23 protein-coding genes are annotated in these 21,395 nt (G+C 63.3%); 14 read left to right on the forward strand and 9 right to left on the reverse strand.

From position 1 onward, the window contains the following. The first annotated feature begins 94 nt into the window (after nucleotides 1–94). Entirely contained in the window at nucleotides 95–991 is an 897-nt protein-coding gene (locus tag IHQ72_RS16480; RefSeq protein ID WP_095493104.1) for an NAD-dependent epimerase/dehydratase family protein, read from the forward strand. Between the two features lie 102 nt (nucleotides 992–1,093). Next, nucleotides 1,094–1,870: a FadR/GntR family transcriptional regulator gene (locus IHQ72_RS16485; protein ID WP_258123389.1), complete on the forward strand. Its 777-nt coding sequence runs from the start codon at nucleotides 1,094–1,096 to the stop codon at nucleotides 1,868–1,870. A 9-nt stretch (nucleotides 1,871–1,879) separates the two neighbouring features. Here the strand turns inward: IHQ72_RS16485 and IHQ72_RS16490 are convergent, their stop codons facing one another. After that, on the reverse strand, nucleotides 1,880–2,167 hold the full coding sequence (locus tag IHQ72_RS16490; RefSeq protein ID WP_095493102.1) for a DUF3175 domain-containing protein: 288 nt from the start codon (nucleotides 2,165–2,167) through the stop codon (nucleotides 1,880–1,882). A 238-nt stretch (nucleotides 2,168–2,405) separates the two neighbouring features. Between IHQ72_RS16490 and IHQ72_RS16495 the strand changes: the two genes are divergently transcribed. The 10 genes from IHQ72_RS16495 to IHQ72_RS16540 all read left to right on the forward strand — a co-directional run bounded on the left by IHQ72_RS16495 (nucleotide 2,406) and on the right by IHQ72_RS16540 (nucleotide 11,641). Next, nucleotides 2,406–3,578: an MFS transporter gene (locus IHQ72_RS16495; RefSeq protein WP_374120396.1), complete on the forward strand. Its 1,173-nt coding sequence runs from the start codon at nucleotides 2,406–2,408 to the stop codon at nucleotides 3,576–3,578. 161 nt (nucleotides 3,579–3,739) lie between these two features. Then, on the forward strand, nucleotides 3,740–4,063 hold the full coding sequence (locus tag IHQ72_RS16500) for an ArsR/SmtB family transcription factor (protein WP_258123391.1): 324 nt from the start codon (nucleotides 3,740–3,742) through the stop codon (nucleotides 4,061–4,063). After that, nucleotides 4,060–4,470: an SRPBCC family protein gene (locus IHQ72_RS16505; protein WP_095493100.1), complete on the forward strand. Its 411-nt coding sequence runs from the start codon at nucleotides 4,060–4,062 to the stop codon at nucleotides 4,468–4,470. The genes IHQ72_RS16500 and IHQ72_RS16505 overlap by 4 nt, the downstream gene beginning before the upstream one ends. A gap of 122 nt (nucleotides 4,471–4,592) precedes the next feature. After that, entirely contained in the window at nucleotides 4,593–4,814 is a 222-nt protein-coding gene (locus IHQ72_RS16510; protein WP_258123392.1) for a hypothetical protein, read from the forward strand. A gap of 235 nt (nucleotides 4,815–5,049) precedes the next feature. Continuing rightward, nucleotides 5,050–6,078, forward strand: a complete 1,029-nt coding sequence (gntR, locus tag IHQ72_RS16515) for an HTH-type transcriptional regulator GntR (protein WP_258123393.1) — start codon at nucleotides 5,050–5,052, stop codon at nucleotides 6,076–6,078. Between the two features lie 299 nt (nucleotides 6,079–6,377). After that, nucleotides 6,378–7,502 (forward strand): sugar ABC transporter substrate-binding protein, encoded by a 1,125-nt coding sequence (locus IHQ72_RS16520; protein ID WP_258123394.1) that lies wholly within the window; start codon nucleotides 6,378–6,380, stop codon nucleotides 7,500–7,502. A 71-nt stretch (nucleotides 7,503–7,573) separates the two neighbouring features. Beyond that, nucleotides 7,574–9,121 (forward strand): sugar ABC transporter ATP-binding protein, encoded by a 1,548-nt coding sequence (locus IHQ72_RS16525; protein ID WP_258123395.1) that lies wholly within the window; start codon nucleotides 7,574–7,576, stop codon nucleotides 9,119–9,121. Beyond that, entirely contained in the window at nucleotides 9,118–10,098 is a 981-nt protein-coding gene (locus IHQ72_RS16530) for an ABC transporter permease (protein ID WP_258123396.1), read from the forward strand. The genes IHQ72_RS16525 and IHQ72_RS16530 overlap by 4 nt, the downstream gene beginning before the upstream one ends. After that, on the forward strand, nucleotides 10,095–11,081 hold the full coding sequence (locus tag IHQ72_RS16535; protein WP_258123397.1) for an ABC transporter permease: 987 nt from the start codon (nucleotides 10,095–10,097) through the stop codon (nucleotides 11,079–11,081). Before IHQ72_RS16530 ends, IHQ72_RS16535 begins: the two co-directional genes overlap by 4 nt. Before the next feature lie 29 nt (nucleotides 11,082–11,110). Further along, on the forward strand, nucleotides 11,111–11,641 hold the full coding sequence (locus tag IHQ72_RS16540; RefSeq protein ID WP_258123398.1) for a gluconokinase: 531 nt from the start codon (nucleotides 11,111–11,113) through the stop codon (nucleotides 11,639–11,641). 38 nt (nucleotides 11,642–11,679) lie between these two features. On the opposite strand, the gene IHQ72_RS16545 is transcribed toward IHQ72_RS16540, so the two are convergent. Beyond that, nucleotides 11,680–12,129, reverse strand: a complete 450-nt coding sequence (locus IHQ72_RS16545; protein ID WP_029351604.1) for an RrF2 family transcriptional regulator — start codon at nucleotides 12,127–12,129, stop codon at nucleotides 11,680–11,682. A gap of 254 nt (nucleotides 12,130–12,383) precedes the next feature. Beyond that, on the reverse strand, nucleotides 12,384–13,370 hold the full coding sequence (locus IHQ72_RS16550) for a sulfate ABC transporter substrate-binding protein (protein ID WP_258123400.1): 987 nt from the start codon (nucleotides 13,368–13,370) through the stop codon (nucleotides 12,384–12,386). A gap of 275 nt (nucleotides 13,371–13,645) precedes the next feature. On the opposite strand from IHQ72_RS16550, the gene IHQ72_RS16555 reads away from it, so the two are divergent. Together IHQ72_RS16555 and IHQ72_RS16560 are read left to right on the forward strand one after the other, a co-directional pair. Then, nucleotides 13,646–13,927 (forward strand): type II toxin-antitoxin system TacA family antitoxin, encoded by a 282-nt coding sequence (locus IHQ72_RS16555; RefSeq protein WP_258123401.1) that lies wholly within the window; start codon nucleotides 13,646–13,648, stop codon nucleotides 13,925–13,927. Next, nucleotides 13,927–14,403: a GNAT family N-acetyltransferase gene (locus tag IHQ72_RS16560; protein WP_258123402.1), complete on the forward strand. Its 477-nt coding sequence runs from the start codon at nucleotides 13,927–13,929 to the stop codon at nucleotides 14,401–14,403. Before IHQ72_RS16555 ends, IHQ72_RS16560 begins: the two co-directional genes overlap by 1 nt. A 42-nt stretch (nucleotides 14,404–14,445) precedes the next feature. On the opposite strand, the gene IHQ72_RS16565 is transcribed toward IHQ72_RS16560, so the two are convergent. The 6 genes from IHQ72_RS16565 to pbpC form a co-directional block, all read right to left on the reverse strand. Beyond that, nucleotides 14,446–15,486 (reverse strand): sulfate/molybdate ABC transporter ATP-binding protein, encoded by a 1,041-nt coding sequence (locus IHQ72_RS16565; protein WP_258123403.1) that lies wholly within the window; start codon nucleotides 15,484–15,486, stop codon nucleotides 14,446–14,448. A gap of 15 nt (nucleotides 15,487–15,501) precedes the next feature. Continuing rightward, entirely contained in the window at nucleotides 15,502–16,386 is an 885-nt protein-coding gene (cysW, locus tag IHQ72_RS16570) for a sulfate ABC transporter permease subunit CysW (protein ID WP_258123404.1), read from the reverse strand. Continuing rightward, nucleotides 16,379–17,230 carry a sulfate ABC transporter permease subunit CysT gene (gene cysT, locus IHQ72_RS16575; RefSeq protein ID WP_123152024.1) on the reverse strand — a complete coding sequence of 284 codons (852 nt, stop codon included), beginning with the start codon at nucleotides 17,228–17,230 and terminating at the stop codon, nucleotides 16,379–16,381. Before cysT ends, cysW begins: the two co-directional genes overlap by 8 nt. A gap of 31 nt (nucleotides 17,231–17,261) precedes the next feature. After that, entirely contained in the window at nucleotides 17,262–18,290 is a 1,029-nt protein-coding gene (locus tag IHQ72_RS16580; RefSeq protein WP_258123406.1) for a sulfate ABC transporter substrate-binding protein, read from the reverse strand. A 244-nt stretch (nucleotides 18,291–18,534) separates the two neighbouring features. Beyond that, entirely contained in the window at nucleotides 18,535–19,191 is a 657-nt protein-coding gene (locus IHQ72_RS16585; protein WP_258123408.1) for a M15 family metallopeptidase, read from the reverse strand. A gap of 67 nt (nucleotides 19,192–19,258) precedes the next feature. Next, nucleotides 19,259–21,349 (reverse strand): penicillin-binding protein 1C, encoded by a 2,091-nt coding sequence (gene pbpC / locus IHQ72_RS16590; RefSeq protein ID WP_258123410.1) that lies wholly within the window; start codon nucleotides 21,347–21,349, stop codon nucleotides 19,259–19,261. Between the last annotated feature and the right edge of the window lie 46 nt (nucleotides 21,350–21,395).

The following is a 21,395-nucleotide window of genomic DNA, read 5'->3' on the forward strand; positions in this document are numbered from 1 at the left end:
GAGGCGGGTTTTTGCCGCAGGCGGTTGGCAGGCGATTGCGGAATGCCATATTGTCTGACAATACACATGAATTCCAGGGAATGTGGAGAGCAAAATGACAAAGCGGATCATGTTCACCGGCGGCAGCGGCAAGGCCGGGCGTCATGTCGTGCAGTATCTGGTCGAGCAGGGCTGCCAGGTGCTCAACATCGACACCAAGCCGCTCGACAACCCCAAGGTGCGCACCTTGATCACCGATATCACCGACAGCGGGCAGGTGTTCAATGCGCTGTCGAGCTATATGGGCCTGCATGAATTCGACCCGTCGCTGCGCGCGCAGCCAGTCGACGCCGTGGTGCATTTCGCGGCGATCCCGCGCATCATGATCACGCCCGACAACGAGGTGTTCCGCATCAACGCGCTCGGCACCTACAATGTCATCGAGGCGGCGGTGAAGCTCGGCATCCGCAAGGTGGTGATCGCTTCCAGTGAGACGACCTATGGGCTGGTCTTCGCCAACGAGCCGCGCGACCCGACGCACTTCCCGCTCGACGAGGAGTACGATGTCGATCCGATGGACAGCTATGCGCTGTCGAAGATCGTCAACGAGAAGACGGCGCGCGCCTTCGCGCTGCGCAGCGGCATCGACATCTATGCCTTGCGCATCGGCAACGTCATCGAGCCGCATGAATATTCGCTGTTTCCGAAATGGTTCGCCGATCCGGGTTTCCGCAAGCGGATCGCCTGGAGTTATGTCGACGCGCGCGACCTCGGCCAGATCACGCTGCGTGCCATCGAAAAGGACGGACTCGGCTATCAGGTGTTCAACGCCGCCAATGACGACACCTCGTCCGACCTGCCGACGGCCGAATTGCTGAAGCGGTTTTATCCCGGCGTGCCGGTCAAGGGCGAACTTGGTGAATACGAAACGCTGCTCTCCAACCGCAAGGCGCGGGATATGCTCGGGTTCCGCCCGGAACACAGCTGGCGGAAATACGTCAAAACGACATGATGGGGTCGATGCATCCGGGCTGATCTGTGCACAGAAGCAGGCATTGCAGCCCGAGGCTTTTCCCGTGCTTGACAGCTTTCGGAATCCGGACTTTGTGAACGCATGCGGGACGGCAAGCCGAATAAGAGAAAAACACCGGCCAAGGCGGCGTCCGCCGAGCGCGCGGCAGTCGTGCGTCGCGCCGACGCGGCGCGTATGCCTGGGTCGAGCGTGCATGCGTCGCTGGCCAATGAAATCGGTCTCAGGATCGTACGCGGCGACTATCCGCCGGGAACCATCCTGCCCAATGAAGCCAAATGGTCGGAGACCTTCGACGTCAGCCGCTCGGCGGTGCGCGAAGCGATCAAGATGCTGATGGCCAAGAGCCTGCTGGCCTCGCGCCCGAAGATCGGCAGCTGGGTCGAGCCGAAAGAGCGCTGGAACCTGCTCGATCGCGACGTGCTCGCCTGGTACGCGACATCGCCCGACCGCGAGGTGTTCCTGAAAACGGTGCAGGAGTTCCGCCACATCATCGAGCCGGAAGCGACCGCCTTTGCCGCCATGCGGCGCACGGACGAGCAGATGGCCGAGATCAGCCAGGCCTGCCGGGAGATGGGGGAGGCGACGACGCTGCAAGAGCGCACGCGCGCCGATACGCGTTTTCATCTGGCCATCCTGCGCGCCTCCGGCAACGATCTTCTGGTGCCGCTCGGCGTGCTGATCGAATCGGCGTTCGATCACCTGTTCGCCTATACGACGCGGGAATTGGACGATTTGCAGCATGCGCAGAAGCTGCACGAAGCGATCGAAAAGAACATCCGCCTGCAGCGGCCGGATGCGGCGCGCAACGCGGTCCGCAAGCTCCTGGCCAATACAGATAGCGTCATCAAGTCGAGGTAGGCCGACCCTCTAATCTTCTCTCGGGCGACCAAACGCGGCGCGCAGTTCGTCCTTGGCGTCCTCCAGCACTTTCTTCTGTTTGGCCGGCAGGTTTTTGCCGGCACGGTTGATGTAGAAATTCAGCATCGACATGGCGGACTGGAACGGCTCGGCCTTGCGCCGCTCGCTGTGCTCGGCCGATCGCTTCAACGAGGCCGCGATCTTCTTGGGATCGTGGGATTCGAAGATATGTTCCTCGAGGTCCAGCGCATCGCTGTGCTCGGTCACCTCGGCCGACCATTTCCTTTTTGCGGTCATGACAAACTCCTTCCATTGGTAAGTTTGGTGGAAAACTCCGGGACGGCAGCCACTGTTCCACCGCAGCTCGAATCCCTGGAGCCACGGATTTGCCTGTCGTGGCGCTGCACGGCGCCGCCAATGCACCGATAGTGGTGTCGAACCGGTCGATTTTTCAGAATCGCGGACAGGAAACGCCTTGACCACAACCGTCCCCAGCCAGGCAAGCAGCCGCGGCATCGACAGCGCCTATGCCTGGATGCGGCTCGGCATTTCCGTGCTGCTGGCGACGATCGGCGGCGTCGGCATGTGGGCGGTGGTCGTGGTGCTGCCCGCCGTGCAGGCGGAATTCGGCGTCGATCGGGCGGCCGCGTCGATGCCCTATACCGCGACCATGGTCGGCTTCGCGGCCGGAAATGTGCTGGTCGGCCGGGCCATCGACCGCATGGGCTACTGGATCCCGGCGCTCATTGCCTCGGTGGCGCTCGGTACCGGTTTCCTGCTGGCGTCGCTGACCACTTCGATCCTGCAGTTCACTCTTGTCCAGGGACTTTTGATCGGCGTCGGCACCTCGGCGATTTTCGGGCCGCTGATCGCCGACATCTCGCACTGGTTCAACCGCCGCCGCGGCGTCGCGGTGACGGCTGCCGCCGCCGGCAACTATCTCGCCGGGGCGATCTGGCCGTTGGCGATGCCCTTTGTCATGCAGGCCGAAGGCTGGCGTTCCACCTATGCCGCGATCGGCGTCGTCTGCCTCGCGACCATGGTGCCGCTGATCCTGCTGCTCAGGCGCGGCGCACCACGTGCCGCCGCTCCCGGTTCGCCCGGCAGCCGGCCCGTCCAGCCGATCTCACTGTCACCGGCAGCCCTGCAGGTGCTGCTCGTCGTCGCCGGCCTTGGCTGCTGCGTGGCGATGTCGATGCCGCAGGTCCATATCGTCGCCTATTGCATGGACCTCGGCTACGGCGTGGCGCGTGGCGCCGACATGCTGTCGATCATGCTGGCGGCGGGCGTCGTCAGCCGGCTGGCGTCCGGCTTCCTTGCCGATCGCATCGGCGGCGTGAAAACCCTGCTGATCGGCTCGGTGCTGCAAGCCCTGTCGCTGTTGTTCTACATCCCCTTCGACGGGCTAGCGTCGCTTTACGTCGTCTCGCTGGTCTTCGGCCTGTCGCAGGGTGGCATCGTGCCTTGCTATGCCATCATCGTGCGCGAATACATGCCCGCCAAGGAGGCCGGCCAGCGCGTCGGCATCGTCATGATGGCAACCATCTTCGGCATGGCGATCGGCGGCTGGATGTCGGGCTGGATCTATGATCTGACCGGCTCCTACTCCGCCGCATTCCTCAACGGCATCGCCTGGAACCTGCTGAACATAGCGGCCATGCTGCTGCTGCTGTGGAAAGCGCGGCGCAGCGCAGCGGCGATGGCTTGAGCACTGACCCGGCTGACCTGTTGATGGCCAGAGCCGTTGGAATAACCATAGTTCGCTGACTAATCGCTGACAGTCCGCCATCGCCTGGCCACGTTCCTGCTTGACTTACACATATCTCGGCGGTTATTGATTGATCAATAGCCAACAAGTTATCGATTGCGATGCCACAGCCCCACGAGATCCTTTTCAGAACGCTTGCCGATCCAACGCGACGGGCCATCTTCGAGCGGCTGTGTCGCGACGGAGACCAGACCGTCGCGGCCCTGACCGCTCGGGCCGGGGTCTCGCAACCGGCCGTGTCAAAGCATCTTGGGGTCCTGAAGCAGGCCGGGTTGGTGCGCGACCGTCATGAAGGCCGCAACACGCATTATAGCGCGGAGCTCGGCGCCTTGGCGCCGCTGATCGACTGGACGAACCAAATGGCTGGGTTCTGGCAAAGCCGGTTCGACAACCTCGAAGATTTGCTCAAAAGGATGGACCAATGACCAATACTGAGACCGAAACGCGCGCCGTCGTTGTCGAACGGGAGGTCGCTTTTCCGCCGGAAAAGATCTGGCGCGCGCTCACCCAATCACACCTGATCGAGGAGTGGCTGATGAAGAACGATTTCAAGCCAGACGAGGGGCACCGTTTCAATCTTAGCGCGGACTGGGGGGCGGTCGACTGTCAGGTCCAGGCAGTCGAGCCCAACAAGACGCTGTCTTACACCTGGGATACCAAGGATCTCAAAAGTGTCGTCACGTGGACGCTCACCCCTACGAGCACGGGGACCCATCTGCGCATGGAGCAGTTGGGCTTCCGGCCGGATCAGCAGCAGTACTACCAGGGTGCCCAATACGGATGGCAGCGGTTCCTAGCGAACCTGGAGCAGGTCCTGGCGCGGATAGAGTAAGGCGTGCCGGCGCCAACGTGCAATGGCCAACAAGACGTCATCAAATCAAACAAGCTTGCAAAGAAGGCTGGCGCCAAGCGGGTCGCCCGATCCGCTTCAGCTCGTCTTCAGAGGAGGTGCTCATGACCTGGAACACGTGGATTCGGCAATTCCACCGCTGGCTGTCGATCATTTTTACGGCGGTCGTCGCTGTCATCTTCATCACCTTGGGCGTAGGTGTCGAGCCCGCCTACTGGGTGTACCTCATGCCGCTGATCCCGCTCGGCTTGCTCATGCTCAGCGGTCTCTACTTGTTCGCGTTGCCCTATGCCACGAGGTGGCGCAGCAGACGACGCACGGCGTAGAAGCCTGAGCACGGTGGACGACAAGACGCCCGCGAACCCACCCACAGCCGAAATTCAAACTGTGGCGCTACCCGAGTTCGGGTAGCTGTCCTGGCCGGTTAGCTTGACAATGGGGTAAGGCTGCGCGACGCCAGACGGGTGCGGCAAGTCGGGTTGGCATGGCGACAGTGGCAAAGACGCTGAACAGCATTTCGTGGCCGCGCTTCGGCGAAGGCGCCGCGTTCGGGACAAGGCTATGACCAAACCGCGCTCGCGCCGCGGTGGCGGCCGCCCGACGATCGCCGATGTCGCGCGTAAGGCCGGTGTCGGCGCCATCACGGTTTCCCGCGCCTTGCGCGAGCCGGGGCGTGTTTCGGAGGATCTGCGCCGCCAGATCCAGGCGGCCGTCGATGAACTCGGCTATCTGCCCGACCCGAATGCGCGAGCATTGGCTTCGGCGCGCGCCGAGGTCTTTGGCGTGCTGGTGCCGTCGCTCACCAACAGCGTCTTTGCCGAAGTGCTGCGCGGCATCTATGACAGCCTGTCCGACAGTTCCTACCGCATCCAGCTTGGCAATACCCATTATTCCGGCCTCGAGGAGGAACGGCTGCTGCAGGTGTTCGGCCCCCAGCGCCCGGCGGCGCTGATCGTGGCGGGCATCGACCAGACGCCAACGTCGCGAAGACTGCTCGAGACGGCGGGCTGCCCGGTGGTGCAGGTCATGGAGACTGGGCCCGATCCGGTCGACATGATGGTCGGCTTCTCGCATTTCGACGGCGGCAAGGCGGCGACGGAGCACATGATTGAAATGGGCTATCGCCGCATCGGCTTCATCGGCGCGCGCATGGACCCACGCTCGCAGCGTCGGCTGGCCGGCTATCGCGCGGCGATGGAGGCGGCCGGTCTGTTCGACGCGCGGCTGATCACCACCACGCCGGTGCCGTCCAGCGTGACGCTCGGGCGCGAACTGTTTCGCGACGCGCTCGCCAAGGTGCCGACGCTGGATGGGGTTTTCTGCAACAATGACGACATTGCGCTCGGCGTACTGTTCGAGTGCCACCGCGCCTCGATCGCCGTGCCGAAGACGATCGGCATCACAGGCTTCAACGATCTCGACATGATGGAAGTGGCTTTTCCATCCATCACCAGCATCCGGACGCCTCGCTACGAGATCGGCCGGCTGTCAGTCGCGATGGCGCTCGCGGCGATTGCAGGCAAGCGGCCGCAAGAGCCGGTCGTCGACCTCGGCTTCGAGCTCAGGTGCCGCGAGAGCACTGCCCGCTGAAAGCACTTCCAGGCATCGCGAAATGACGCTTTACACGGCGTCATGGGTAGCGCTACCATCTGCCTTTGGGAGGAAGCTCGCGGCAAAGACCGAAGTCTGTTTATTATATATAAGCGACAGCTCATGCTTGTTTATTATGTATAATATGATAGTTTTTACTTCGGTTAGCCGAGCGACAAGGGAGGAGATCGGGTCGGCATTCGGCCGCCTGAAAGGCGCGAAGGGCAAGGCGGGAGGTGCCGGGCCGGACGTGCGAGACGCGTAAGCACAATCAAAAACTGCAACTGGGAGGAATATCGATGTTCAAGTCACTTGTTGGTGGCATCGTTGCCGCCACTGCATTCGTCATGCTGAGCTCGTCGGCGCTCGCCGAAGCCGAAATCGTCAAAGGCCCGTCCGCCGAGCCGGACTGCTTCGCGCCGTGGGCGGCCGACACGCAGTTCTTCAAGTTCCCCAAGAAGGAAGGCCCGTACCGCATCGCGCTCGCTAATGGCTACATCGCCAACACTTGGCGCATCCAGATGGTGCAGACGGCGAAGGCCTATGCGGCGCAGCCGGAGGTCGCGGCGAAACTGAAGGAATTCAAGGTCGTGTCGACCGGCGAAGATGTGCCGGCGCAGATTTCGGCGATCAACAACTTCATCGATTCCGGCTATGATGCGATCGTCGTCAACGCGCAGAATCCGACGGCGTTCGGACCGGTCATCAAGCGCGCCAAGGAAGCCGGCGTCGTGCTGGTCGCCTTCGACAACATTCTCGACACCAAGGACGCCATCAACGTCAATGTCGACCAGAAAGGCCTTGGCGAGTTGTGGGCCAACTGGCTGATCAAGCATATTCCCAACGGTGGCAAGATACTCGAAGTGCGCGGCGTTGCCGGCACATCGGTCGACACCGACCGCCACAATGGCATCCACGAGGTCCTCGATGCTTCCGGCAAGAAGTGGGAGGTCACCGAAGTCATCGGCAAATGGGACGATGGCGTGGCGCAAAAAGCCTCGGCCGACGCGATCGCCACCAACGGTCCCTTCGATGGCGTCACCGGGCAGGGCGGCGACACCGGCATCGTCCAGGCGATGATCGACGCCAAGCATCCGTTCGTGCCGTTTGGCGGTGAAACCGAGAATGGCTTCCGCAAATTCTGCGCCAAGTTTGCCGCAGACGGGCTGAAATGCTCGTCGGCCGGAACCGGCCCCGCCCAGGTGGCGGTCGCCATCAAGACGGCGATTGCCGCGCTCGAAGGCCAGGTCGTCCCGCAAGCGGTGAAGCTGCCGCTGGCGATCGTCGAGGATCCGAACCTCAAGGAAGGCGAGGACTATTTCCCCGACCAGTCCGACAATTTCTTCGTCGGCAACTCTTTCCCGACCTGCGGCATCAATTTCACCGCGCAGGAAATCATGGGCCAGAGCAAGGAGAACCAGTAGACTGATCGCTCGGCGCCGCAGGGAAATCCCGCGGCGCCGGTTTCGAAGAACAAGCGCCTTGGGAGGGGCCGATGGACGGTGCGGTTCCGCTCTTCCGCATGGAGGGCATATCCAAGCGCTATGGCGGTGTGCGGGCGCTGGAAAAGGCCGAGCTTTCGGTCACGTCAGGCAGCATCCACGCCATCCTCGGTGAAAACGGCGCCGGCAAATCGACGCTGATCAAGGTCATGGCCGGCGTCGTCGCACCCGACGAAGGCCGCATGATGCTGGACGGAAGCGAGGTGAGCTTCGCTTCGCCGGCCGCGGCCAACCAGGCCGGCATCGTCTGCATCTTCCAGGAACTGTCGCTCGTCCCCGAACTCAGCGTCGCCGACAACATCGTCATTTCCGATCCGCCCAAGCGCTTCGGCATGATCGACCGCAAGGCGCAGCGCCGCATCGCGGAAGAAGCCCTTGCTCGCGCCGGCGCCGCCGACATCCACCCGCTGGCGCTGGTCAAGGATCTTCCTCTTTCAAGAAGGCAGATGGTCGAGATCGCCAAAGCACTTGCCAGGAAGCCGCGCATCCTGATCCTCGACGAGGCGACGTCGGCGCTGACCGCGGCCGACGTCGCCAAGATTTTCGGCGTCTTGAAGCGGCTGCGCTCGGAAGGGCTGGCGCTGCTCTACATCTCCCATCGGATGAACGAGATCGCCGAGCTTGCCGACCAGTGCACGGTATACCGCAACGGCCGCAATGTCGCCAGTTATGCTGCGGGCTCGAAGAGCGACAATGAAGTCGTCGAGCTGATGATCGGCCGCGAATACAGCCATATTTTCCCACCGAAGCCGGTGCGCGCGCCGGCCACCGCCGCGCCCGTGCTGGAGGCGCGCAAGCTTTCCTGGACCGACCGGCTGGACAATATCTCGCTGTCGGTCGACGCAGGCGAGGTCGTCGGCCTCGGCGGTCTCGACGGCCAGGGCCAGCGCGAATTGCTGCTCGCCTTCTTCGGCGTGCTGCGCGGCCTCAGCGGCCAGATATTTATCGACGGCAAGCTGGTTACCATCGCCAGCCCAGCCAAGGCGCGCGGTGACCGGATCGGCATGGCACTGATCCCGGAAGACCGCAAGACGGAAGGCCTGATGCTGCCGATGACGGTGCGCGAAAACCTCTCCTTTGCAGCACTCGACCGGCTGTCCAGGGCCGGCATCATCGACCGTGCCGCCGAGCAGCGGCTGATCGACGACATGGTCGGTCTGCTGGCGATAAAGACGGCAGGGCTAGACATTCCTGTCGGCGCACTGTCCGGTGGCAACCAGCAGAAGGTCGTCATCGCCAAATGGCTGATGCGGCAGCCGCGCATCATCCTGCTCAACGACCCGACGCGGGGCATCGATGTCGGCACCAAGCAGGAACTGTATCAGCTGATGCGCAAGCTTGCCGACCAAGGTGCGGCGATCCTGTTTTACTCGACCGACTATGACGAGCTTATCGGCTGCTGCGACCGGGTGCTGGTGCTCTATGACGGGGCGGTCAAGCGCGAACTGGTCGGCGCCGAGATCACCGAGCGGGCGCTGATCGCCAGCGCCCTCAACATCCATGGCGAAGAGATGCCTGTTGGCCAAGGAGCGGACGCGTGAAAGATTGGCGCTACTGGCTTGCCGAACAACGCGGAACGCTGCTGGCGTTCGGCATCTTCATCGTGATGTTTACGATCTACACCTCGAACCATCCGGCGGGGTTTACCGCCAACGTCGTGCAAACGGCTTCGAACAAGGGCGTGCTGCTTGCCTTCGTCGCCATGGCGCAGACGCTGGTGGTAATCACTGCCGGCATCGATCTTTCCGTCGGCATGATCTTTCTGCTGACCAACTGCCTGGCCTCATGGCTGGTCATCGGCACCGGCATCGAGACCGCATTCGGTGTCGTCGCGGTGCTTGGCACCGGGCTGCTCTGCGGGGCCATCAACGGCGCCATCGTCATCTACGGACGGCTGCAGCCGATCGTCACCACCATCGCCACCGGCGCGGTCTATTTCGGCATCGCGCTGCTTTTGAGACCGTTTCCGGGCGGCTCGGTCAACGAGGATCTCGCCGATGCGCTGACCGGCCGGCTGTTCGGCGTGGTGCCGGCGAGCCTGGTGGCGCTGCTGGCCGTCGTGCTCCTGGTCTGGGTGCCGTTCAGCCGCTCCGTGCTCGGCCGCGCCGCTTATGCGGCCGGATCGTCGGAGATGGCGGCCTACATGTCCGGCGTGCCGATCCGCCGCGGAAAATTCATCGCCTATGCGCTGGCCGGCCTGCTCGCCGCGATCGGCGGGCTGTTTCTGACATTCTTCACCTATACGGGCGAGGCGGCCTATGCCAGCGGCAATGCCTACACGCTGTTCTCCATCGCCGCCGTGGTGCTCGGCGGCGTTTCGCTGTTCGGCGGCAAGGGCAGCGCCATCGGCGCGATTTTTGGCGCGCTCGCCTTCCGCACCATCGGCGACCTGCTCTTCGTCTTCGATTTCGATCCGCTCTGGCAGCCGCTGTTCCAGGGCGTCATCCTGCTGATCGCCGTCAGCCTCGGTGCCTTCGCCCTGTTCAGGGTCCGCAACCGGCTGGAGTGGTTCCTGTGAGCGAAACGACGATAGGTGGCATCGCTGGCCGCATGCCGAAATTCATCCGCCGCGCCGACCCTGCGGTGCTGACCGCCTTTGCCTGTATCGTGCTGCTGCTGTTCGTCGGTAGTCTCTATTCGCGCAGCTTCCTGTCGCCGGAATATCTGCTGCAGCAGCTCAAGGTGGCCTCGTTTCTCGGCGTCATCGCCACCGGCATGATGCTGGTCATCCTGCTCGGCCAGATCGACCTGTCGGTGCCGTGGTCGGTGGCGGCGGGCGCAATGATGGCCTGTGCGGCCGCCGCCTACGGCCCGGTCGGCATGGCGCTGGCGATCCCGTTCGGCATCTTCTGCGGTGTGCTGATCGGCGTCGTCAACGGCATCGGCGTCGCTTATCTGCGCATTCCCTCGATGATCATCACGCTTGCCACCAATGCCGTCGCGCAAGGGCTGATGGTGGTCTATACGGGCGGCTTCTCGCCGCAGGATTCGGCGACCCCGGCGATGCGCTATCTGGCGACCGGCTTTGCCATTCCGGGCGTGCCCAACGCCGTCGTCATCTGGGCGCTGATCGGTGCTGCGATGGTTTTCGTGCTGACCCGCACCGGCTTCGGCCGCACAGTCTACGGCATCGGCAACCGCGAGCGCGCCGCCTACCTCTCCGGTATCGACACGCGGCGCGTGGTGCTGATCGCCTTCGCCGTCTCCGGCGGGCTCTCCGCCTTCGGCGGCGTGCTTCTGGCCGGCTATGCCTCCAAGGCGGCGCAGTCGATGGGCGACGCCTATCTCCTGCCGTCGATAGCAGCGGTCGTGCTTGGCGGCACCTCGATCCTCGGCGGCCGCGGCTCCTATCTCGGCACGGTCGCTGGCGTCATCCTGATCACGCTTTTGCAATCCATTCTTTCGGTCATGCAGATGCCGGAGGCGGGGCGGCAGATCATCTACGGCGTCGTCATCGTCGCCATGCTCCTGCTTTACGGCCGCGCGCCGGCCAGCCGCTGACCCGCATCGTGGACGAAAAGGCAGCACAAATGCAGAGGGATCATCCGGTTCGGTTCGCACCGGCCGTCGTGGTGATGGGCGTCGCCGGCTGTGGCAAGTCGGCCGTCGGCGAAGCGCTGGCCGCAGCGTTGGGCGCCATCTTCGTCGAGGGCGACCGGCTGCATCCGCCGGAAAACGTCGCGCGTATGGCAAGAGGCGAGCCGCTGACCGACGCATTGCGCGAAGGCTGGCTCGACGCGATCGGCCGACGCATTGCGGGATCGGTCGGCGATGGGCAGGGCGTGGTTGCCGCCTGCTCGGCGCTGAAGCGCAGCTACCGCGAGCGTCTGCGCGGCTTTTGCCACGACATCGTTTTCCTCTATCTGGAAATCGATCCCGCGACCGCAAAGCAGCGTGTCGGCTCCCGCCAGGGCCATTTCATGCCGGCAAGCCTGGTCGACAGCCAGTTCGCCACGCTTGAAGCGCCGGCAGCGGACGAGAACGCATTGACGCTCGATGCGACGCGCCCGATCGCCGATATTGTCGGCGATGCCGTGAGTCTGGTCGAGGCGAATTCATGAAGGGTACACTGGCGCGGACCCGCTTTAGCGGCGGCTGATCAGATCTGCGACGTCAGTTCGACTGGAAAATCGTCATTGTCGGCGTCGCGCATCGCGGCGAGGCTGCGATTGTCCAGCACCTCGGCGATCGCCTGGCGCACCTCCAGCATCATGTTCCGGACCTGGCATGTCGCCTCGTCGCAGTCCTCGCAGCGCTGATATTGGGTGCGGCTGGCGCAAGGGATTGGCGCCAGCGGCCCGTCGAGGACACGCACGACATGGCCGATCTTGATCTCGGAGGCCGGCCGGGCGAGGCGATAGCCGCCTTCCTTGCCCTTGCGGCTCTGGACGAAGCCGGCATTGCGCAATTCGCCCAGAATGGCATCCAGGAATTTCTTCGGGATGTTGTTGGCGACGGCAATGTCGTTGACGAATGCGAGCTGACCGACCGGCAAGCCTGACAGATGCACGAGGGCCTTGAGGCCGTATTTGCCTTTTTTGGTAAGCATGCCCGATTCAGTTCATGAAAACCCCAACCGCCCGCATCTGGCGGTTGTTTGTGTGTAAATCATGACGTTTTGGTCGCGCGATGCAGTTTCGCGAAAACAAGCCGTCTGATGGCACGGTAGGCACAAACACGTTGATTCTTCGTGACGTTTTGGATGGTGCGCCCGGAAAGTGCGGGAAATCACCTTTCCGGAGCGTGAAAACGACGAAAGCCGGCAAAAGCCGGCTTTCTTGTCACGTTCGACGATCGCTTGCCTTAGCGGCTGCCGTAGGTCTGGTCGAGCAGTCCGCCCGCGGCGAAATGCTCGGCCTGGACCTTGGCCCAGCCGCCGAAGACATCTTCCACCGTCAGCAGGCGGATGTCGGGAAACTCGGCCTTGTATTTGGCGGCGACCGCCGCGTCGCGAGCCCGCAGACCGTTGCGGGCGGCGATGTCCTGGCCCTGCGGCGTATAGAGGAAGTCGAGATAGGTCTTGGCGAGGTCACGCCTGCCGTGCTCGTCGGCGACCGTGTCGACGATCGCCACCGGAAACTCCGCCAGCAGGCTGACCGAGGGCGTCACCTGCTCGAACTTGTCATCGCCATACTCCCTGCGGATGCCGCGCGTTTCCGACTCGAAGGTGATCAGCACGTCGCCGATCTCGCGCTGCACGAAAGTGGTGGTCGCGGCGCGCCCGCCGCTGTCGAAGATCGGGACGTTGTTGAACAGCTTGGTGACGAACTCCTTCACCTTGGCGTCGTCGCCCTTGAAGGCCTCCTTGGCATAGGCGGTGGCCGCCAGATAGGTGTAGCGCGCATTGCCCGACGTTTTCGGATTGGGGAAGATCACCTGCACGTCGTCGCGCACGAGATCGTCCCAATCATTGATGTTCTTCGGGTTGCCGGCGCGCACCAGGAAGGACGGCAGCGAATAGAAAGGCGAGGCGTTGTCGGGGAAATCCTTCTGCCAGTCGGCGGAGATAAGACCCTTCGAGACCAGGAAGTCGATGTCGATGACCTGGTTGAAGGTGACGACATCCGCGCCGAGGCCCTCGGCAATGGCGCGCGCTTGCGCCGACGTCCCGGCATGCGACTGATCGATGGCCACGCCGGGGTGCTCGGCGATGAAGGCCTTGTTGACCTGCGCAAACAATTCGCGGCCTACATCATAGGACGCATTCAGCAGTCTGTCGGCCGACCAGGCTTGGGAGGATGCCAGGAACAGGCCGGCCAATGTGGCGACGCCAAGCAAAAATCGCTTCATGAAAACAGGCTCCCTGAAAACACCGTTTGTCGAATGCGGCAGGATAATCGGGCAATACGCGAGGCGACGAGGCATGCAAGCCGGATCTGTGGCATTGCTGTGAGAAAAAGCGTTGCCGAAACAGCCCATTGTTAGGATTTTCTTCCACGCTAGGTCATTACCGGCATGTTCTCGCCAGCGCCGCTGGTGCTTTTCCAATCACCTTCCTAGTGAGGTAATGACATAGATACACATTGTGTATACGGAATGCTATGGTGAGGAAAGAGGACTCCTTCATGACAAAGACTACACCTGAGACCCACGCCAAGCCTGTCAATCTGCGCATCCGAGAGGATGTACGCATTCTGATTGACCGCGCCGCGAAAATACGCGGGAAAACCCGCTCTGACTTTATGATCGATGCCGCCTACCGCGCGGCCGAGGACACGCTGCTCGACCAAGCGCTGATCAAGGTGGATCCCGAGAGTTACCGGCATTATCTCGACATCCTTGATGAACCACCGAGCGGTGAGGGTTTTGCACGCCTTATGAACGCGCCCAAGCCCTGGCAGCGCTGATGCTGTCGGCGCCTACGCCTCTTGCCGAAAACCACGATCTGGAACTTTTCCAAAGCGGGAGCGAGAGCCTGGATCAATGGCTTCGTCGCAGGGCGCGCGCCAACCAGATCAGCGGCGCGTCGCGTACTTATGTGGTAACGGAAGGCATGCGCGTTGTCGGCTGCTACTGTCTCTCGTCGGGCGGGCTTGATCTTGCGGAAGCGCCAGGCGCCATTCGCCGCAACATGCCAGATCCCGTTCCAATGGCTGTGCTCGGGCGTCTCGCCGTGGACGCTGGCTGGCAAGGGAAGGGGCTAGGCGCAGCGCTGTTGCAAGACGCCGTTCTGCGCACTGGTCATGCCGCGACGATCCTCGGGATTCGCGGCATTTTTGTTCATGCCATATCGGCTGAAGCGAAAGCCTTCTACGAGCACTACGGCTTTGCGGCTTCCCCGAAAAATCCGATGACCCTCGTGCTCTCGCTAAAGGCGCATTGAAAGGCAGTCGATGTCGTTCAGCATGAAAGAGGCGACCGCCAGCTAAGCAACCGGAAAAAGCTTCCAGCGCCGCGGCCTGAACGCCACCCGGCTTTTCTGCGCCGCCGGATGGTCGACGGGCAGCTCGATCTCGACCCGTTGGCGCTCGCCGCCGATTTCGAGCTCCACGCGTCTGGTGCCGGCGACGCGGCGGCTGGCGGCGACCGTGCCGGCGATGCAGCCATTGCATTCGTCCACCAGTTCGACATCGTGCGGGCGGAAGAACAGCGTCGCTTCGCCTTGCGGTGCATGCGGCGCGGACAGCCCGATCGGGCGGTCGGCGATCCAGACCTGACCGTCTTCGACCTTGACGGGAAGCGCGCTCGATTCACCGATGAAGCCGTAGACGAAGGGCGAGTTCGGCGTGTCGTAGATTTCATCGGCGGTGCCGACCTGCTCGATGCTGCCCTGGCTCATCACCACGACGCGGTCGGCAAGCTCGAGCGCCTCTTCCTGGTCATGGGTGACGAAGACTGTGGTGTGGCCGGTGGCGTCGTGGATGTCGCGCAGCCAGCGGCGCAACTCGCGGCGGACCTGGGCATCGAGCGCGCCGAACGGCTCGTCGAGCAAAAGCACGGCCGGTTCGATCGCCATGGCGCGGGCAAGCGCCACACGCTGGCGCTGGCCGCCCGAAAGCTGCGCCGGATAGCGCTTCTCCAAGCCGGAAAGCTGGACAAGGTCGAGAAGCTCGGAGGCACGGCGGCGGATTTCCTGCGCCGACGGCCGTGACGGCCCGTGCCGAACTTTTAAGCCGAAGCCGATATTGTCGGCCACCGTCATATGGCGAAACAGCGCATAATGCTGGAAAACGAAGCCGACATTGCGCTCCTGGATCGACTTTTGCGACGCATCCTCCTCGCCGAAGAAGATCTTTCCTTTCGTCGGCCGCTCCAGCCCGGCTATCAGCCTGAGCAGCGTCGTCTTGCCGGAGCCGGAAGGCCCGAGCAGCGCGATCAGCTCGCCGGACTTGATGTCGAGCGAAACGTCGTGGAGGGCCGGAAACCGTTCAAACTCCTTGCGCACGTTGGCAACGCGAACTTCCATCAACCGTCCCTTTTTTCAGTGTCCGCGCGTCGCGGCGATCTCGGCGCCGTAGCGCATTTCGAGAAGTGTTTTCAAGACCAGCGTGACGAGCGCCAGGCCCGCAAGCAGCGAGGCGACGGCGAAGGCGGCGGCGGCATTGTACTCGTTATAGAGGATTTCGACATGCAGCGGCATGGTGTTGGTCAGCCCGCGTATGTGGCCCGACACGACGGAGACCGCGCCGAACTCGCCCATGGCGCGGGCATTGCACAACAAGACGCCGTAGAGCAGCCCCCATTTGACGTTGGGCAGCGTCACGTACCAGAACGCCTGCCAGCCATTGGCCCCGAGCGACAGCGCCGCCTCCTCGTCGCCATTGCCTTGTTCCTGCATCAAGGGGATCAGTTCGCGGGCGACGAAGGGAAAGGTGACGAAGATGGTGGCCAGCACGATGCCCGGCACGGCAAAGAGGATGACGATGCCATGCGCCTTCAGCCAGGCCCCGAGCAGGCCTTGCGCGCCGAATAACAGCACATAGACCAGCCCGGAAATGACCGGCGAGACCGAAAACGGCAGGTCGATGAGCGTGGTCAGGAAAGCCTTGCCCTTGAACTCGAACTTGGCGATCGCCCAAGCGGCGGAGACGCCGAAGACGATGTTGAGCGGCACCGAGATCGCCGCCACCAGCAGCGTCAGATAGATCGCCGAGCGCGTGTCGGGGCTGGTCAGCGCCTCCGTATAGGCACTGAGGCCCTTTGCGAAGGCTTCGTTGAAGACGACGATCAGCGGCAACAGCAGGAAAATGCCGAGGAAGGCAAAGGTCACGATCATCAGCACGGCTTTCGCCGTGCGGCTTTCGGTTACTGCCGCCGACTGGCTTTCGTGGTGCGGTGCGTAGGATTTGATCTCCGGATCAGCCATAGCGCTTGCGGCTCCACGTCTGCACCAGATTGATGACCAGCAACATCACGAACGACAAAGCGAGCATGATCGCCGCGATCGCGGTCGCCGCCGCATAATTGTATTCCTCCAGCCGGATGACGATCAGAAGTGGCGCGATCTCGGATTTGTAGGGCAGGTTGCCGGCGATGAAGATGACGGAGCCATACTCGCCGACACCGCGCGCGAAAGCCAGCGCAAAACCGGTGACGATGGCCGGCGCCAGGCCCGGAAGCAGAACCCGGGCGATGGTCTGGAAGCGATTGGCGCCGAGCGTGGCGGCGACTTCCTCCACCTCCTTGTCGATCTCCTCCATGATCGGCTGGACGGTGCGCACGACGAAGGGCAGGCCGATGAAGATCAGCGCGATGACGATGCCGAGCGGCGTATAGGCAACCTTGATGCCGAGCGGCGCCAGCAGGCTGCCGAGCCAGCCATTCGGCGCGTAGAGCGTGGTCAGCGCGATGCCGGCCACCGCCGTCGGCAGCGCGAAGGGCAGGTCGACCATGGCATCGACGATTCGGCGGCCAGGAAAGCTGTAGCGCACCAGCACCCAGGCGACGATCGTGCCGAAGACGACATTGACCGCGGCGGCAAAGAAGGCGGTGCCGAAGCTGATTTCAAGCGCATTGATGGTGCGGCGGTCGGTGGCGATCGCCCAGAAATCGGCCCAGCCGAGCGCGGCCGATCGCCAGATCAGCCCCGACAGGGGAATGAGGATGATGAGCGTGAGGTAGGCAAGCGAGAAGCCGAGCGTCAATCCGAAACCCGGAATGACGCTCGGCTGTCTGAACCGCCACCCCGCCTTCGCGGGTGCTGTGGTCATGTCGTCCTGATCTAAAATCTAGCTTACGGGTCTACTGGGCCGGCTTGTAGATCTGGTCGAATATACCACCGTCGCCGAAATGGTAAGGCTGTGCTTTCTTCCAACCGCCAAAAAGTGGATCGTCGATGGTGATCAGCTTGATCTCAGGCAGCTTGGCGAGGTCCTCCGCCGGCACCAAATCGGGCTTCGACGGGCGATAGTGGTTCTTGGCGATCAGCGTCTGGCCTTCCTTGGAGTAGAGGTAGCCTAGATAGGCTTCGGCGACTTTTCGCGTGCCCTTGGCATCGACATTGGCGTCGACCACGGCGACCGGCGGCTCGGCCAGGATCGAGGTCGGCGGGTAGACGATATCGAAATTGTCGGCGCCGAATTCGTCGAGCGCCAGATAAGCCTCGTTCTCCCAGGCCAGCAGCACGTCGCCGAGGCCTTTTTGCGCGAAGGTCACGGTTGCGCCGCGCGCGCCGGTGTCGAGCACCGGAACATGAGAGTACAGATTGCCGACGAATTCCTTGGTCTTGGCCTCGTCACCACCATCCTTGGCGTTGGCATAGGCCCAGGCGGCGAGATAGTTCCAGCGTGCGCCGCCCGAGGTCTTGGGGTTCGGCGTGATCACCTGGACGTCGTCCTTGACCAGATCGCCCCAGTCGTGGATGCCCTTCGGGTTGCCCTTGCGGACGAGGAAAATGATGGTCGAGGTGTAGGGTGCCGAATTGTTTTCGAACTTGGTCCGCCAGTCGGGATTGATCGTCTTCGATTTCTCCACGATGGCGTTGATGTCGCCTTCGAGCGCCAGCGTCACCACGTCGGCGTCGAGGCCGTCGATCACGGCGCGGGCCTGCGCGCCCGACCCGCCATGTGACTGCTGGACGGTTACCGTCTCGCCGGTCTCAGCCTTCCAGTGGACGGCGAAGGCCTCGTCGAATTGCTTGTACAGCTCACGCGTCGGATCATAGGACACGTTGAGGATGGTAGTATCGGCAAACGCGAAACCGAGCGTGCCGAACTGGACAGATGTGGCAACCAGTGCGCCGAGCAGTTTCCTGAAACGAGGATTGGTCATTTCCGCCTCCGTTGAGATCACCTCAAATCTACCGAATTGGTAGAAATTAGATGCATCCAATGTTGCTTTTTTTGTCCTTTTGAAGCAATTTTTCGCCGACCTTTGGCCTCATGAGGAAATTCTTTCCTCGCAACGCTGCAGTGCGGAATCCGGGCTCATGAAGCGATCTATCTAGAGGCAGGTCGCGCCTCGGCAATGGCTGGATCTGGTGCGAGCGCGAATTGCATTCGCCGCGGCAAATGATTCAGTCGGCGGTGACGGCAAAATCAAAGCGCTGCTTTGGAAACGGCTCGTTTTCCAGCGTGAAGTGCCACCATTCGCGCGCATAATTTCTGAAGCCGCCGGCGCGCATGGCCTCGACAAGCCTCTTGCGGTTTGCGGTTGCTGCCTCGGCCAGCGGACGGTGCGCCGTTTCGCTCATCGGGTCGAAACAGTCGAAGCCGGTGCCGAAATCAAGCGTTTCGGCATCTGATACACCGCAGGCCTGTTTCGGAGCGGTTTTGCGGTCGGCTCGCGCGATGGCGACATCGACGGTCGAGCCGCGCGAATGCGTCGACAGTTCGCCGACATAGCCTTTGGCGATCAGGTCCTTGCGCTTGACCGTCGGATACCATTGCGGGTCGGGTGGTCCGCCTTCCCCAGTCCATTCGCCCATGTCGGAGACGGCGCGCGCCGGGCGGTAGCAGTCGAACACGACCAGCGTCAGCCCCTCGGCGGCAATCGCTTTCTGGACTCCGGAAAGCGCTTCCGCCGCTCGCCCGGTGAGGATGCATACCGGCGCGTCGTAGCCGGCTGCCTTGCGGTGCAGGAAATTGTCTGTGCGGGCGTAGCGGATGTCCTGCCGGATGGTGCGATCGATGTCGGCCAGCCGAACGAAGCCGGCGGGGAGGTCTGCGGACAAGACAGGGGCGGTACCGGCAGCCGACAGCAGGGCGCAAAACGCAATGCGCTGAATCGCTTGGCGCATTCTATTCAACGAACACTTTCACGCTGGCCGCACGCCCGACCGCGTCGATCACGGTCAGGGTCGAATAGCCGACGCCGTCCGGCTGCCAGGTCGCGGTACGCCGCCGGTCGATGCCGACCAGCGGCTTGCCGTTGGCCAACCAGCGGAACGGGGCACGGCCGCCTTGCAGCTTCAGCACCAGCGGCGAGGCCTCGGCGGCGGTGGTGCCGAGATCGACGCGGGCGCCGTCGGGCGGAAAGATTATCGTCGGCGCAGGCTCGGTCGGCGTCGCCTGGACCAGCCCGTCGGCGCCAGAACCGAAGCGCGCCAATGTCACCGGCAGTTCGTCGCGCCTGGGTCTGATGACGCCGGCCGGCTGGCTTGGCAGCGGTACGGCAGCCAGACCGGAGCGGACAAAGCCCTCGAACAGGATCGGTGCGGCCGAGACATAGCCGGACAGGCCAGGCACCGCGCCGGCATCAGGACGGCCGACCCAGACGCCCAGCACGTAGCGCCCGTCGAAGCCGACCGACCAGGCATCGCGGTAGCCGTAGGAGGTACCGGTCTTGTAGGCGATGCCGCGCCGGGCGGCACCCTCGGGCGGCTTGACGCCCGACAATATGTCGGTGATCTGCCAGTTCGCCTGATCGTCGAGGATGGTAGCGGTGGAGCGCTCGGCACTCGCCGGCTCGGTGCCGTCATTCAGCGTGTGCGCCTTGCCGCCATTGGCAAGCCCGGCATAGAGCTGGACGAGGTCGCGCAGCGTCACGCCGACGCCGCCAAGACCGATGGCGAGACCCGGCGCCTTGTTGACGGGCAGGATCGGCGTGACGCCGGCCTGGCGGAAGCGCGCGAGCAGCCGCGCCGGCCCGACCGCGTCGAGCACACTGATCGCCGGCACATTGAGCGACAGTTGCAGCGCCTGCCGGATGCTGACGTCGCCCTGGTAGTCCATGTCGAAATTCTTCGGCCGGTAGCCGGAAAAATCGGTCGGCCTGTCGTCGATCAGCGTTTCCTGCGCCACCAATCCCTGTTCGAAGGCGAGCCCGTAGATGAACGGTTTCAGCGTCGAACCGGGCGAGCGGACGATCCTGGTCATGTCGATCCAGCCGGAGCGGCTGGCGTCGAAATAGTTGGCAGAGCCGACTTCGCCGAGGATCTCACCGGTGCGGGCGTCGGCCAGCACCATGGCGACGGAGAGGCGGGGGCCGAGCCTGGTTGCGGCATCCCTGGCCACCTGTTCCAGCCCTTCCTGGACGCTCTTGCGGATCGTTAGTCGCAGCTTCTGGCCAGGAACGGCCCTGGGCAGCATCGCATTGGCGGCATGGGCGGCGAGCGCCGGCAGCGTGCGGCGGATGGCGGAAACGTCGTCGAGCGCGGCACGTGCGGCCTCGCGCTCGCCGAGCAGGCCTGACGAAGCCATCCGCATCAGCACCCGGTCGCGAGCGGCGTGGGCGATTGAAAGGTTGCGGTCGGGCCGGCGCTTTTCCGGCAATTGCGGCAATGCGACGAGCAGGGCCGCCTCCGAGACCGTCAGCCGCTTCGGCTCCTTGCCGAAATAGGCGAGCGAGGCGGCGCGCACACCTTCGAGATTGCCGCCATAGGGCGCCAGCGTCAGATAGCGTTCGAGGATCTCGCGCTTGGTGAGCCGCCGCTCGATCTGTAGGGCGCGCAGCATTTGCTTGACCTTCGAGCCAAGGCTGCGGCTGTCGCGCGGTTCGGTCAGCCTGGCGAGTTGCATCGATAGTGTCGAGCCGCCGGAGACGATACGGCCATTGGCCACGAACTGGCCGGCGGCGCGGGCCAGCGCCAGCACGTCGACGCCTTCATGGTCCCAGAAGCGCTTGTCCTCGTAAGTCACCAGCATGTCGACGAACTGTCTGTCGACCTGGTCGAGATGGGTGGCGAGCCGCCAATAGCCGTCCGGTGTGGCGAAGGCCCGCAACAGTTGGCCGTCGCGGTCCTGCACTTCGGTCGATACCGTCAGCGCCGCCGGCAGTGGTGGCGGAAAGGCGCGGTCGAGCTGCCAAAGCCCGCCCGCGGCGATTGCCGCAAAGCCGGCGAGGGAGGCGGCGGCGATGGCCGAACGGCGCAGGATTTTTCGGGAGAGCATGGCGCTGCCCTTCTTCCTTCTCCCCTTGTGGGAGAAGGTGGATTGG

The sequence above is a fragment of the Mesorhizobium onobrychidis genome (assembly GCF_024707545.1).
In the GTDB taxonomy this organism is placed as follows: domain Bacteria; phylum Pseudomonadota; class Alphaproteobacteria; order Rhizobiales; family Rhizobiaceae; genus Mesorhizobium; species Mesorhizobium onobrychidis.

What these genes read in the sequence shown, in the direction of transcription:
- IHQ72_RS16480 (WP_095493104.1), top strand. Translation starts at nt 95, where the DNA reads ATGACAAAGCGGATCATGTTCACCGGCGGCAGCGGCAAGGCCGGGCGT.
- IHQ72_RS16485 (WP_258123389.1), top strand. Translation starts at nt 1,094, where the DNA reads ATGCGGGACGGCAAGCCGAATAAGAGAAAAACACCGGCCAAGGCGGCG.
- IHQ72_RS16490 (WP_095493102.1), bottom strand. Translation starts at nt 2,167, where the DNA reads ATGACCGCAAAAAGGAAATGGTCGGCCGAGGTGACCGAGCACAGCGAT.
- IHQ72_RS16495 (WP_374120396.1), top strand. Translation starts at nt 2,406, where the DNA reads ATGCGGCTCGGCATTTCCGTGCTGCTGGCGACGATCGGCGGCGTCGGC.
- IHQ72_RS16500 (WP_258123391.1), top strand. Translation starts at nt 3,740, where the DNA reads ATGCCACAGCCCCACGAGATCCTTTTCAGAACGCTTGCCGATCCAACG.
- IHQ72_RS16505 (WP_095493100.1), top strand. Translation starts at nt 4,060, where the DNA reads ATGACCAATACTGAGACCGAAACGCGCGCCGTCGTTGTCGAACGGGAG.
- IHQ72_RS16510 (WP_258123392.1), top strand. Translation starts at nt 4,593, where the DNA reads ATGACCTGGAACACGTGGATTCGGCAATTCCACCGCTGGCTGTCGATC.
- gntR (WP_258123393.1), top strand. Translation starts at nt 5,050, where the DNA reads ATGACCAAACCGCGCTCGCGCCGCGGTGGCGGCCGCCCGACGATCGCC.
- IHQ72_RS16520 (WP_258123394.1), top strand. Translation starts at nt 6,378, where the DNA reads ATGTTCAAGTCACTTGTTGGTGGCATCGTTGCCGCCACTGCATTCGTC.
- IHQ72_RS16525 (WP_258123395.1), top strand. Translation starts at nt 7,574, where the DNA reads ATGGACGGTGCGGTTCCGCTCTTCCGCATGGAGGGCATATCCAAGCGC.
- IHQ72_RS16540 (WP_258123398.1), top strand. Translation starts at nt 11,111, where the DNA reads ATGCAGAGGGATCATCCGGTTCGGTTCGCACCGGCCGTCGTGGTGATG.
- IHQ72_RS16545 (WP_029351604.1), bottom strand. Translation starts at nt 12,129, where the DNA reads ATGCTTACCAAAAAAGGCAAATACGGCCTCAAGGCCCTCGTGCATCTG.
- IHQ72_RS16550 (WP_258123400.1), bottom strand. Translation starts at nt 13,370, where the DNA reads ATGAAGCGATTTTTGCTTGGCGTCGCCACATTGGCCGGCCTGTTCCTG.
- IHQ72_RS16555 (WP_258123401.1), top strand. Translation starts at nt 13,646, where the DNA reads ATGACAAAGACTACACCTGAGACCCACGCCAAGCCTGTCAATCTGCGC.
- IHQ72_RS16560 (WP_258123402.1), top strand. Translation starts at nt 13,927, where the DNA reads ATGCTGTCGGCGCCTACGCCTCTTGCCGAAAACCACGATCTGGAACTT.
- IHQ72_RS16565 (WP_258123403.1), bottom strand. Translation starts at nt 15,486, where the DNA reads ATGGAAGTTCGCGTTGCCAACGTGCGCAAGGAGTTTGAACGGTTTCCG.
- cysW (WP_258123404.1), bottom strand. Translation starts at nt 16,386, where the DNA reads ATGGCTGATCCGGAGATCAAATCCTACGCACCGCACCACGAAAGCCAG.
- cysT (WP_123152024.1), bottom strand. Translation starts at nt 17,230, where the DNA reads ATGACCACAGCACCCGCGAAGGCGGGGTGGCGGTTCAGACAGCCGAGC.
- IHQ72_RS16580 (WP_258123406.1), bottom strand. Translation starts at nt 18,290, where the DNA reads ATGACCAATCCTCGTTTCAGGAAACTGCTCGGCGCACTGGTTGCCACA.
- pbpC (WP_258123410.1), bottom strand. Translation starts at nt 21,349, where the DNA reads ATGCTCTCCCGAAAAATCCTGCGCCGTTCGGCCATCGCCGCCGCCTCC.